Raw genomic sequence first — 13,849 nt, 5'->3', positions numbered from 1 at the left:
TAAGAGAAATATAAAACGTGATTGCATAGTAAACTTCTAATTTATAAACGCTGTAAAAATAAAAGTCAACTTACAATTAAACAGGCGTAAATTGGACAATGCTTAACGCAAAATTGTTAATTCAAATGATAAGCTCGATATACAGCCGTTTTCATTCTGAATAAAGTAAAGCATGAAAAGCAATGACTAAAAGACTTATACACAAAAAAACGTCTGCTCATTTATAGAAATAGATTTTCCGAGCAGACGTAAATTCATTTTTTTGTATCCCAATCTTATTTTAAAATCTAAAGGTTTAACGCTTCTCAATATCCAATGCACTTATTCCTTTTAGTCCTTCGGTATAAAGTTGTAGAACTTCATCATTACTGAGTGCCCTGGTCCATATATTGAAATCATCCAACAATCCTACATAATCCTGCATATTCATTGTCTTGGCCAAATCGGTCTTATAAGTCTCTACTTGTGTTGCAATGGCCATCCAGCTAGCTTGAGAAGTATTCACCTTAATATCTGGATTGTTACATTGCTTATCATTTACTAGCTGACCATCGATATACAATTTCAATTCACCCAGTACGGCATCATCATGTGGCATAACAACAGTTAAGCAATGCCATTCACCATTGTTAATCTGCTGATTTATTGTGGATGCAACTATTTCCGGGCGCAAGGCTACTTCCAGGTTTCCTTCATTGATGGATAAGTTAAAAAACTGACCTTGCCCCCAATACGATCCACTATTTAAAATTAGTCGTCTACCATGAGCAGTGGTTTTTACCCAGCATGACAGCGTACGTTTATAGCCTTCACCCATTGGTCCCATGGGCAAAACAAATAAGCTGGATGACTCTTCTATTTGAGCAGCTTGCCCCAACACCCCTTTAGCTTGTTTAACATCGGCACAAATAAGTGAATAATCGGTATTAAAACCTCCATCATTTATGTAAACACCTGGGTGTTTAATTGTTGCCAACAAAGGATTGTGCTTTCCCTTTTGCGGGAAAGTACCCTCCACACTGCTTTTGTAATTACTCTTATCCAATTGCTCATCAAAACTCCAATGTATTTGTAAGCCATTCGGCGTGATGGGTGTTAAAAGGCCTGTTCCTTCAATTACTTTATTATCAGAACTTTTGTCAATGGTCAAACGTCCAAGTTTTTCTCCATTCTCATGATAAGTATTGAGTAGAAGTTTGTCCTGCACCACATCCACTGCTGTATGGTTTGATAGATTATTACCCCTGCCTACTAATTGAATCAAATCTGATTTTGCATCTCTGGTCACCGTATTCATATGAACTTCTCCGGCCAAATACAAATCAACCTTATACTTACGGAGCACATTTAAGATTTTCTCACTTTCCTTTTTGTCTACCAACATGCCGCTACTGGCGTATTTTCGTACTGGGTAGATAATGGGCAGATGAGACTGCACAACAATGTGTTTTATCGATGAGATATGCTGTGCCTCGGATAAGACGGACTCGAACCACTGCATATGCTCACCATCTATATCACCATTTATTACGCCCTGACTTCCCAGATTTTTATCCTTATCGTCAAAACGGAACATATCGAGCGTGACGAATAATACGTTCTTATATTGAACAGCATTGGAAGTATGCTCATATACGGTGCCAATTGGTCGTGGCATTGCATTACCAATGTTTTCATTAAATCGGGATTGTCCATTTTCATCAAGCGTGAAGGTATTGGCAAATCCCTGACGAAAAGTAGAGATATGCTTACTTACTTCACTGCCTTTCTTCCATGGGTTATCACCTAACTCATGGTCGCCTACTGCCATCAGAAAGTGTTCGTAACCACCATCATGCACAATATCCCATAAACCACCATAGCACAAACGTGAGGATTCCAAAATAACTTGTTTTGTAGAGAAATCTTTGTATTCAGGGTTTGACTTGAACGGCTTCAGGTATTTTTGACGATACCAATGCCCTCCATTACAATCACCGGGCATAATTATTAGCTCGCCACCATGGCGCTCCTTCATTTGTTTGAATTGCTCTGTTTGATCAGCAATACGTTTTGCTCGTTCGGGACTATTTTTTGAAAATCCTTCGGCATTATGGTAATCGGGAATATTGATAAAACGCCAGGTTTCGTATTCTTGGGCTGTACTATTAAACATGGATAGAAGCCCTACTAATGCAAAAAGTATCATTGCTGCATAAATATTCTTCATCTATTTATTTTTTTTCAATTAATACCAATTGTTGAGTGTTAATACCCGTACATTTTACTGATAGTTTCACTTCCTCATTCTTATTATCACCAACTTTAACTATACACAGGCACCTGCCTTTATGAGTCATTTTTGTTTTTTTATTAGAAAAAGGAGTTAAGTCCGAACTATTGCCATTTTCTAAGGCTATTATTTGCGCATTACCTTCCAGCTTAAAATGCAGTTCCCCATCAGCATTTGTTATACCTCTACCTTTTTTGTCGTGCAATGACAGTTCTACATGAATAATGTCGCCAGATTTAACTTGTGATTTATCAGCATTCATTTCCAGATGATGTAGCTTCCCTACAGTGGCAATTTCACATTCACAAACAGCCTTACCGTTAATTTTGCCAACAGCCTTTAGAATACCAGGTTGGTAGTTAACATTTTGCCAATTCATTATCCAGTTGGGGAAATCGGATAAATTCTGAGAACCTATTTTTTTGTTATTGAGGTATAAATCAACCGTTTCACAATTGGTGTAAGTGACTAGATTTACTATAGTATCTTTGGGTAAATTCCAGTTTTGATGCATCTCTGGTATTCCCCACTGGCTCATCTTTTCGGTCTTTTTACCATATACTTCAAGATGAACGGTAGGCTCTTCGGACCAAAAAGCTTTGTATAAATAAGCATCTGGATTGGGAAAGCCAGCAAAATCAAATACTCCATCGCTACCAATCCTGCCCCAGTTACGTGATTCACCCAAATAGGCAATCCCGGGCCATAGGAACAATCCCATGTTGTTCTCATTGTCAATAACATCAAGCCAAGGTGAACGTTCTACATTAGCATATCTTTTTAAGGGTGTAGAATTGTAATAGCGATAACTTTCGGTACTAACAAAAGCCTTACCCGGTTTCTTATCCGCAAGTGCACTACACCACTGTTCACCATAGTTCATTCCAATAAGATCCATGTATTTGCAGGACTCAATAATATCGTCCACCTTTTTATCCACATTTTTTACATCCTTTCCTCTTTCCATTCCGGAGATAACAGGCCGGCTTGGATCTAGGCTACGAACAAATGAAGCATATCTTCGTAAGCCATCGTTTTGTCCTATGGAACCTGCTGGATGGTTCTCGTTGCCAACACTCCATATAATCACGGAAGGGTGATTGCGATCTCGGCGAATGGTTTGCTCATAGTTTTGCTGCCACTCCACAGTGAAGTTAGGATCTGCCATTTGCACATTATAAAAGGGATCTTTGGGAGCGTTTTTTCTGTAAGGCTTATTCCACTTATCTACAAATTCATTCATGACCAGGAAACCCATGGTATCGCACATGGTCATAAATTCAGGCGACGCCGGATTATGGGCTGTGCGTATGGCATTGCAGCCAATGGCTTTCAGCTTTCGCAAACGGCGAATCCATACTTCATCAGGAACAGCGCCACCAAGGGAACCCGCATCATGATGCAAGCAAACACCTTTCATTTTTATGTTTTCCCCATTTAAGAAGAAACCTTTTTCTGCATCAAATTCAATGGTACGAATACCAAATGTACTTTCGTATTCATCCAAGATTTCATTTCCTGATTTAATGTAAGTGATGACTCTGTATATTTCAGGAGTTGCAACAGACCACAATTCAGGAGCCTTAACGCTTAAGAATAGAGAAATGTCAGTCGATTGGTAATTTCCAATTTTTATGGCAGAAGTTTCAATTGCAACTTGTTTCCCATTGGGGGCATAGATTAGCGTTTCAATATTCACCTCTTTTGCCTCGTCCATGTTCTTCAGGGTAGAAACAATTTTCACTTTCGCTTCTTCTTCTGAAACCTCAGGTGTGGTGATGAATGTTCCCCAGGTTTCGATATGCGTTGGTGAAGTAACATTCAACCAAACATTTCGGTAAATACCCGAGCCCGAATACCACCTACAGTTGGGTTGATTGGAATTATCGACACGCACAGCAATTGTATTTTCTTGTTCGAAACTAAGTAATTCTGTGATGTCGTAACGAAAGCTGGTGTAACCATCATGCTGAATGCCAATTGGATGTTGATTTACCCATAGCGTTGCATTTTTATAAACACCATCAAACTGAATTTCTATACTTTTGCCCTTGTAATTATTGGGCAATACAAAACTTTTGCGATACCAGGCAATACCGCCCGGCAACCAGGCATTACGTCCGGAGTTTTCTTTGCTAAAGTTAGCTCCCACACTCCAGTCATGTGGCAAGGTAAGTACTCGCCACTGACTATCATCATAAGCTATTTCACAAAAAGAAGCTTTGTCCTCTAGCTTGAATTTCCAGTTATTATTAAAATCTTTTGTAACTCGAACAGAATGGCTTTTCTGTGCTACAGCAGTTGCAGTAGCTATAATCACAATAAGAAATATTGCCCAAATTTTTTTCATATAACTAACTAATTATTATTCTCAATGACAAGTCATTCACCCCTCGATGAATCGTGAGGCAATGTCAGGTAATTTAAAAATTCTCATGTGTGCAACTTATAATGCGAAGTTGATTTTCACCATTTCACTTTATCCAATAAATGCTCGCTTCATGAGTCTGTTGAAATAGCTTATATTTTAGTGTTTCACCAACTCTGCCCCACCTACTAAATCAACGCATACCATCTTCTCCATGTCACGAACAAATAATTTACCATCACTAAATGCCATAGGTGACCAGGCTTGTGACTTGTCTGATTCAAACAACGAAACTTTCCCTAATTCCTTATACGCTTCCGGAGAGGGTTCAATTAAATACACATCAGCATTTTTACCATTCTGATTAATAATTAGGCCATCGACTAAAATTATTGATCCCATTTCGAACCCGGGTGCAGATTGCTTGTCCCAAACCCTTTCTCCTTTCAAATTCAAACAAACTAATTCGTTTGGTCGTCCATTATTATTAATATAGAAATGATCGTTAACAAAAACAGGCGGGTGCATTTTACAGCCAACTTCTTCGTTTCTAAAAACTTCCTCAAACGCAAAGTTTTCACCATCGGATGAGATTTCTAACAGTATTGAAACCGGATTGTATTTATCTTTATAAGCACATGAGGTTAAAAACAAACGATTCTCATCCAATACCAATGGTGGAGCAATACATGCAAAGGAATTAAATCCTTCGTAGCGCCATAGTTCTTTTCCTGTGTTGACCTCAAAAGCAACCACTTCATCGCTTGTAAATCCATCTCCTTTTACACACGAACTGGTCATAATGATTTGTGTTATACCTCCGTATTCGCCTATGGTTGGTGATACATGAAAGCGTTGACCAGTTAAGCGGCGACTCTCCCAAACGACATCGCCTGTTAATTTGTTATAAGCAACGACACCAGCCTTCTCACCTTGCGGAGAAACAATTACCAAATCGTCAACAACAATAGGAGACACCGAAAATCCCCAACGTTGCAATTTACCACCGTATTCATCCAATAAATTATGCGACCAAACAGATTGATGTGTTTTTTTATCAATACACTTTAAATGTCCATGGGGACCCACACACCAAACATAATTTTCATCGACCGTAGGCACAGCTCTCGATCCGGGATAAGGCAACTCACCTTTTGCTTCATATTTATAGTTCCATTTTTCTTCACCTGTACTTGAATCAATACAACGAAGCACATCTGCTTCTCCTATAATTCTGTCCAGCACAAATACTTCTCCATTAAAAACACTTGCACCGCCATAGCCTTGACCCAGTTTGAATTCCCAAACTTTATCAGGTCCCTTTTCTGTCCAGTTGTGTGCTATTGCTACGCCATCCACAGCTGCATTTCTATCAGAGCCTAGATACTGATTCCAGTCAGTAGTCTTATGCTCTTGGGCTGAAACTTGTTGAATCATAATCAACAGAATGATACCACTTAGTTGTAATAATTTTGTTATGCTCATTGTATATTTTTTAAAAGTGTACTGAAATCTTAACCAAGTTTAGTTATTTTAATCGACTCCCCGCATTTCAACTTGAATCAAAATTAATACTAAATCTACCTCACATTTTTTTCTTTGTGGCACGCTCTCCCAAAGTCTTAATAAAGTACATACCAGTTGACCAGTCACTTACTCCAATACTATTTCTATTGTTTTGAAGCGTTAATTGTTTGATTTTCCGTCCCATGCTATGTAAATAATTATGGGAAGATCTGATTTTTGACCATTTCCCAATTCAATATTTAACATTTGCTGAGCCGGGTTTGGATATACTTTAGATACCTCATTCGCAACATTATTTATCAAAAACTCCAAAATCATAAATGACTACTTCTTCATATTTTTCTCCTGGCAACAATAAAGTTGATGGGAAATTAGGATGATTGGGACTATCTGGAAAATGTTGCGTTTCCAGGCAAAACCCCATATGTGGCTTATATTGAATCCCATTTTTCCCAACTATTTTGGAACTTATATAATTACCAGTATATAATTGCACACCAGGTTGAGTTGTACTTACTTTAAGGGTTCGGCCTTTTTTTGGCTCAAGCACTTCTAAAACCTTCGTTAATTCATCCTCCTTTTTATTTAGCACATAGCAATGATCATATCCTTTTGGGGCTAATTGATGAATATTATCGCCTATACGAGTCATGCTGCTTAGATCCCAACTTTTACCTTTGACAGATGAAATATTACCTGTAGGTATCATCTGCTCATCCACTTCAACATAATAGTTAGCATCTATTTTTATCCGATGATCATAAATCAACTCAGTACCTCCCGTCAAATTAAAATAGCTGTGCTGGGTCATATTCGCATGCGTTGCCTTATCCGTTTCTGCTTCACATCGTATATGAATGGCATTATCTGCAGTAAGTGTATAAGTCAGAACCACATTTAAATTACCAGGAAAACCATTAATGCCGTCCTTTGATAGATAAAGAAGTCGAATTCCCTTGCCCAATTCATTTTCCACAATTTCGCTATCCCAAACAATGGAATTAAATTCATCGGCACCATGAAGGCAGTGTTCTCCTTTGTTTTTAGACAGCTGATAAACAGAGTCCTTAATACTAAATTGACCATTGCTGATTCTATTGGCAAACCGACCTATTACAGCCCCAAAATAGGGATTGGGAGCAATGTATTGTTGAAGGTTATCGAATCCTAAAACAACATCTTCCATTATGCCATTTTTATCAGGAACTAAAACGGATGTTATTATCCCTCCATAATTGGTAACTTTCATCACCATCCCATTTGAATTGGTTATTGTGAAGAGATAAACCTGCTTATCTTTCACTTCACCCCAAACTTCCTGCAGGACCTCTGTTCTGTTGGTCGCACATCCGCTCAAAATGAATAGTATTACTATCCAAAGGAACTGATACAACTGTAAAGTATTAATCAATTTCATTTCTTATTTCTTGACAAATTCAATGTAGGCTGCAGCATAATACTTGCCTAACTTCAATTGACCATTCGTATTGTAATGCACATTTTTAGGATGCTTCTCCAGATTAGGTGTTACAACCACTTTTACATTTGGCATTTCTTCTTCGGCTTTAAACCTGGCTCTTATAACATCTTCAACGCCGGGTCTAGCTCTCTTTAGCTTTTCCATTTGCTCCTCATCTACATTATTCAGCATTTGTTTAGTCACCGAACAAGCAATAAATGCAGGTAAGTCAGGCAGGTCTAAATCTCGTCTTAACCCTGTAATCAAAGCGTTCAGATTATTGTAATACTCTTTAGCCGTTGAAAGATTTGTCATGTCTTTCCCACCTTGTTGCCATAAAAATCCGACGATTTCAATATCCGCCGCTTTTTGTGCCGCTTTTACTTTATCGATTAAAACTTTATACAAATCGCCTTTTCTACCATCATTGGTACGGTCAGCCTGTTCCTTGGTCCAAGTCGGCGACCAAGCCAATATACCTGTACCCCCTGTTGCACTCTTGATGATGCCAATGGTTTCATTGGGATAGGCATTTGACATCTCCGTTGCCAAAGAAATTTCAGGCCCAAAGGAGTATTCTTTCATGTCAAAACGTTCCCTTTGTTTTTCATTTGCCAGCTGATGGGGTTTTAGTTTCTGCCATTTACCATTTTCAAACATCAGTTTATTATTCATGCCATACCTTAATGAATCAGGCAATTCTTCGCTATCACCCCAACCAACCATATTTGACTGACCGGAAAGAATGAACACTTTCATTTTTTTATTTGATTCTGGTCCTTTTTGTGCGTTCACTACTGAAACACATAGTATAAATAATAGTATTGAACTGTATATTTTCATTGATCTTGATTATTTAGTTTCATTTTTAATTTTTTAGTGTTTATTGATTCATGGTATAACCTAAGCTCATACATCTGTTCACCAACTTTTCGACTGGCATCAATGGTCTCCTGATAAGGCGTATCACACACATCCAAAAAGCCAATCTGGTAATTTTCGCCATCACCACGCCCTGTAACAGCCTGCTCTCCATACTGAAACCAATGCGCTCCAACGATGTAAGGATTTTCCAAAGCGCCCTTTATGTATTCGTAGTACACGCGTCCTCGTTGCTCCTGATTTTGTACTGAGCGTAGGCCTGTGTGCAACATTCCGCGGTCTAAAGCTCCAAAATGAAATTCGCCTATGATAATGGGTTTATCAATACTTTTATCATGAAATACCATATTGTTTGGCACAAAACGGTAGCGATTAAAACTGACGATGTCACAATATTTGGCAGCAATAGGTACAATCCAGCGTTGATGGCCAAGGTCATCTGGATAATAATGGTTGTGCAGGCGACTACCCATATAGAGTTTATTGGGTGCTTTCGCTTTAATAACATCCCTGCAAGTTTTGTAATAAAGCTCAACCATTATCTTTTCAAAGGCCAATAAATCACTGCCTGCTGTTTTACCTGTGGCAGCTTTAGTCGAATTTAAGAATGCTTTCCAGGATACATATTCACTCTCCCAAGCTGCATTGAGTTTCTCTATGGATGCATATTTCTTACTCAGGAAACTAAGCAGTTCAACTTTCGCGTTATCAGTAGCTGATGAAGTTTGCACAGCTCTTCCTATCTTCCCCCAGCCATGTAGCTCGTTATCCACGAAGTAACCTATACAAAAATCATCTTCCCATGTTGCCTTATGTTTTTCAAATGTTTTTTCCAGATTCGCTTTATAACTCGGGTCAAATACATTGGGAAATTTGAGTTTGCACCCTATGCGTTTCCATCTGAAGTTGACACTGACCGTATAGGGTGTTTTACGCTGAAGATAAGTGGTTTCATCCGACCAGTTGCCGAAAGTATTCATGCCCCAACTGCGGAGTCTTGTATGTGCCATCTCACTCTTAATGCGTTCCCAATCAGAGCCGTATTTTCGGTATAAATTTGCTCCGGTGAAATTATAGGTCAGTATCTTCGCCTTATTCGGCTTAGCGAATTGAAATAGGGATGCCTCCTTATCTGGTAATGATGAGAAATACTTTTCCCGTCCCACTACCTTCGTGGTAGCCGCTGCCTTTGCCACACCTGTTATACCATGCGACCAGAATAAGTATCCTTCAGGATCGATCATCCACCAACGCCCATTGATTTTTTCCACACGAAAATGGCCTGTCGATTTGTACTTCTTCCCTAAAGTCCAGCCACCATATTTGTTTCTGTCTTTTGGGGAAGGATTAGAAATTAAATCAAGTTTCTCTTTATCAACAGCTTTTTTCAGTTCGACATCAGAATGGACCTTTCCTTGCCACTCTTTATGCATGTATTGACCATATGTATCTACAAAAGGGAAAACTGTTTTTTGAATCTCTTCGTAACTCTTCTCTACCAAGTTGCCTTCTGCTACAATATTCTTTATGGCAATGTTCGCTGGGTATCTCGGATTAATCAGTGATAGTTTTATTTTATCAATGTGCTGAACATCCGTCGGCACCCAGTGCCAGTAATAACCACCAGGATAACCAAACATACCTTCGTACGATCGGGCGAGAGGATGCTTTTCCGGTAATCGGTAGCCTTTGATGAGGATGCGCATTGTACTGGTTTCGCCTGAGTTTAGAGCCAATACACCTTCGTTCCATTGATAATCGCTTATATGAGCATTTAACAGGATGGGTTCATCCCCTAAATTGGTCACTTCAAATGCAACAGACGAATACGAGCGTAAATCCCAGCTCTTCGATGGAGAATGTAACTCAAGTAAAGGTTTATTGGCTTGCATACTAATGTATAAAGCATCATCCTGAAAGTTGATTGTGGCATTATTTGTCTTGACATAGTCTGAAACATATTTTTCGCTTAAATCAATTAATGATGTTTGGGCCGAAATGGCAACTGACAGGCACAGTTGCAGAATTATTAATGTGGTTTTATAGCTTTTCATTGATGGCAATTTTGATATGAGATTTTCATTGTACTAAAGTAATTGAGAAGAAAGGATTGCTTGAGCGCAAATTTGACAATGCTTAGCTCAAATATTCCATTTGTTATTTTATACCAATTGTTATTCAGATTGAGCCTTAAGCGAAATTTGGATTTACAATAGCTTGTTCCGCCTATCTGCGAGAGTAAATTCCGTTGAATCAATAAAGAGCATTATTGAAACGCATTTTATTGACCAAACGCTATTTATTAAGCCTGTGGATGCCTATATATTACCTCGGTAAGGCGATTTTTAGCCAATTGCTCACTCTACCAAGCCTCTGGAACTACTTTTCAAGTCGATTGAATGGAAAAAGCCAGCCAATGGAACGGTTTCACAGGCCACTTGAAGGCATTTTCAAGCCTGTTGGAATATAAATTCAGGCTATTGGATACATAAAAGCCCCGATTGACCGGTGTACCCACCTCGGGACTAGCGAAATAAAGGCTTACAGTATTTTTGGATGGTTCTGTTCAATAAATGCTGTTAACAACTACTTTCTTTACCACATGATATTGCTCAATCTTCATTCTTACTAAATAAACACCTGGCTCACTACTTTTTACGTCGAACTCCATTTTATTAGTATCCGGAAATTGCAGATTATCTATCAATTTCCCAGACATATTATAGAGCTCAATACTTTCAATTTGCAGAGAGTGATTATTATTGACCACTAAGCGTTTACCATTCATATAAACCTGAATCGCTTCCTCCAAACGATTAAAATCTTCAATACCTGTTTGTTGTTGTATTTGTATGATGCTAATTTTATCAATGTGCGGTCCGGCAACACCTGTACTTCGTAACTGAATTGTATTTGCACTGACATTCATGTCAACAGGAATATCAATTGTGGCCGGATGGCCACCATCATAACACCAGGCTCCTGAAGAGCTAAAGTCTACAGTCTCAACTATTGCTCCATTCACAAACAATTCTGCCTGACGGTTATTTCCTGAAATATAGGATACTCGTAGATTATAAGAACCAGCCATTTCTAGAGCAATATCTTCAAAACTAACCATACCGTTGGTTCTCAGGTTAAGTACTTCCTGATTGGAAGCATTGTTACAACTTTCTGTATAGGCATCGCCGGAGACAAGCGCATCTTCAGCTTCTAAATCCATAATTGTTATAGAAGGTTCATCTTCTGTCTGTCGCCATACTCTAACATAATCCACATAAGCATGTGTTAGGGTACCTATTGGCCGATTAATAAAATACTCATCACCTTCTAATCCAAAGCTGGCACCATCTGAGAGCCATATAAATTCGGGAGTATGTACCAACCATTTCGGGTCATCATAGGTGACTTTAAGCACACCATCATAATAAATTTTCAGAAAGTCTTTGGTCCACCACAATCCCCAGGTGTGATAACCAGAATGAATACCTGGCGTCTCATATCTTTTGGTATTTGCCTGGTGATCATTTCCATAACCGTCGATATGAATAACCGATTTTGTATATTCATCTGTCCATGCCGATTCAAACACATCAATTTCAGCACCATCATTGGCGGTATCATCCACTTGAGACATATTGTCTCCCTGAAACCAAAAAGCCGTGTGCGTACCTTTATCGGCTTCGGCTACTTTTATGCGTGTTTCGTAATACCCATATTGCCTTTCATATTTATCATTGGTATTAACGGAACCACAATGCATAGTATTGGCATCGTGCTTTGATACTTTAAGGACCAGCATACCATTTTCCAACCAAACATGATCTTCTTTCCACCACCAGTCATCAATTCCAATTGTAGGTCGTGCGGCACGGGATTTTGAGCTAAGTTGTTTACTCCACTTATCTGTATTTAGTGTATTATCGTTGAATTCATCACTGAATTCAAGCACATAATCCGCCCCTATACTAATTAATGGAGAGCTATTAGTTGTGTTTTGATCAACAAAATTCTGTGCACCTACATCGATTTGTGCAAAAATGAAGATTATCAACGCGAAATATTTTATCATCGTCGTGTGGAAATTTTAATGATATGATTGGTATTGTATATTAGATTCATCTCCATTAATTGAAGGTGTTTAAGCTCCATTCATCATGCCATCGTATCACAGGTTTGTCTTCCGAAAATTCAATTGGCAGCCAGATGTATCGACCATCAATGGCATTTTCCGGAGTCCATCTATCACCCAAATAAATGAACGAGTCCTTTGCACCTTGCACAGGTAATACATAGGTACTTTGTGATTGAAAGGTGGTTTGCATTTCTTTCTCTGTTCCACGACATGGGTTACCTAACTCAGTCCAAGGACCAAATGGATGATTGGCCACAGCTGAACGTGCCGCATTGGGTTTCCAACCGGTACAACCTGAGCTGATCATATAGTATTTGTCGCCTCTTTTGAAGATAGCCGGGGCTTCATTTGATTTCCCCTCCAACACACGAGCATACCGACCTGAAAAGTCTGTGTAATCTTCATTCAATTCTGCAACATGCAGTGTTTGGTTTTCTTCCGATGAATGAATATGGTAGGCTGTACCATCTTCATCAACAAATAAGGTCATGTCACGTGCCATTTGACCACGTTTATAATCGCGTTGTAAAAAAACACCTTGCTTTGAGGCTTCCTGCCATTGTGGCGACCACCGTTTTACTTGCTCAAAATTGTAATCCTTCGTTTTCAGACTATCTGCATAATCAATTGGCCAGCACATTGGGTTTGGATTAACACTTCGAAGATAAGTATATGGCCCGGTTACTCTATCGCTCACCGCCACACCCGTCATAGCTGCTTTATAAGCCATTCCTTTTAGCTCGTGATGAAACCACATGACAAACTGCTTATTTTTTGCGTTATATATCACTTTGGGGCGTTCAACAATACATCCCTTCACAATCATACTGGTGGTATCCTCAACAACAGATAAGGCAATTCCTTCATCTTTCCAAGTGCATAAATCATCTGACGAATAACAATGTACACCAACATAGGCCTTGTTACCTGCCTTTCCCTCAATCTTATGCTCTCCAAACCAGAAATAAGTTCCTTGGTGATATAGAATGCCACCCCCATGTGCATTGATGTGAACGCCATTGTTATCCAGCCAAATCTCACCAGGTTTGATTGTTTTAGCTGGCTGTTTACATGCCGATAGGATTATGAAGCCAATAAATACAATTGTGCCGATGTGTTTAAATATCTTTTGCATATCATTATTCAATAATTGATTCTTAGTACTTTCTCCTCATTCATTTTAATTGCTCTAAAAATACTTCTTCA

Annotated in this window: 8 protein-coding genes; all 8 read right to left on the bottom strand. The window is 38.8% G+C overall.

All coding sequences use genetic code 11. From position 1 onward, the window contains the following. Positions 1-295 precede the first annotated feature (295 nt). On the bottom strand, positions 296-2,209 hold the full coding sequence (locus tag JIV24_RS07030; RefSeq protein ID WP_200464321.1) for a LamG-like jellyroll fold domain-containing protein: 1,914 nt from the start codon (positions 2,207-2,209) through the stop codon (positions 296-298). A gap of 4 nt (positions 2,210-2,213) precedes the next feature. Continuing rightward, positions 2,214-4,622 carry a glycoside hydrolase family 2 TIM barrel-domain containing protein gene (locus JIV24_RS07025; protein ID WP_200464320.1) on the bottom strand — a complete coding sequence of 803 codons (2,409 nt, stop codon included), beginning with the start codon at positions 4,620-4,622 and terminating at the stop codon, positions 2,214-2,216. Between the two features lie 177 nt (positions 4,623-4,799). After that, the gene (locus JIV24_RS07020) at positions 4,800-6,125 is read right to left on the bottom strand and encodes a PQQ-binding-like beta-propeller repeat protein (RefSeq protein ID WP_200464319.1); all 1,326 of its coding nucleotides are present in this window, start codon (positions 6,123-6,125) and stop codon (positions 4,800-4,802) included. 334 nt (positions 6,126-6,459) lie between these two features. Next, on the bottom strand, positions 6,460-7,584 hold the full coding sequence (locus JIV24_RS07015; protein WP_200464318.1) for an aldose epimerase family protein: 1,125 nt from the start codon (positions 7,582-7,584) through the stop codon (positions 6,460-6,462). A gap of 3 nt (positions 7,585-7,587) precedes the next feature. Continuing rightward, positions 7,588-8,469, bottom strand: coding sequence for a sialate O-acetylesterase (locus JIV24_RS07010; RefSeq protein WP_200464317.1), 882 nt, complete (start codon positions 8,467-8,469; stop codon positions 7,588-7,590). Beyond that, entirely contained in the window at positions 8,466-10,562 is a 2,097-nt protein-coding gene (locus JIV24_RS07005) for a hypothetical protein (RefSeq protein ID WP_200464316.1), read from the bottom strand. Before JIV24_RS07005 ends, JIV24_RS07010 begins: the two co-directional genes overlap by 4 nt. Positions 10,563-11,074: 512 nt before the next feature. Then, positions 11,075-12,562, bottom strand: a complete 1,488-nt coding sequence (locus tag JIV24_RS07000; protein ID WP_234445737.1) for a T9SS type A sorting domain-containing protein — start codon at positions 12,560-12,562, stop codon at positions 11,075-11,077. Between the two features lie 73 nt (positions 12,563-12,635). Then, complete coding sequence (locus JIV24_RS06995) at positions 12,636-13,778, bottom strand: glycoside hydrolase family 43 protein (protein WP_200464314.1); 1,143 nt, start codon at positions 13,776-13,778, stop codon at positions 12,636-12,638. Between the last annotated feature and the right edge of the window lie 71 nt (positions 13,779-13,849).

The sequence above is a fragment of the Carboxylicivirga marina genome (assembly GCF_016612505.1).
GTDB classification, from domain to species: Bacteria; Bacteroidota; Bacteroidia; order Bacteroidales; family Marinilabiliaceae; genus Carboxylicivirga; species Carboxylicivirga marina.
This window is presented reverse-complemented; position numbering and strand designations above follow the sequence as displayed.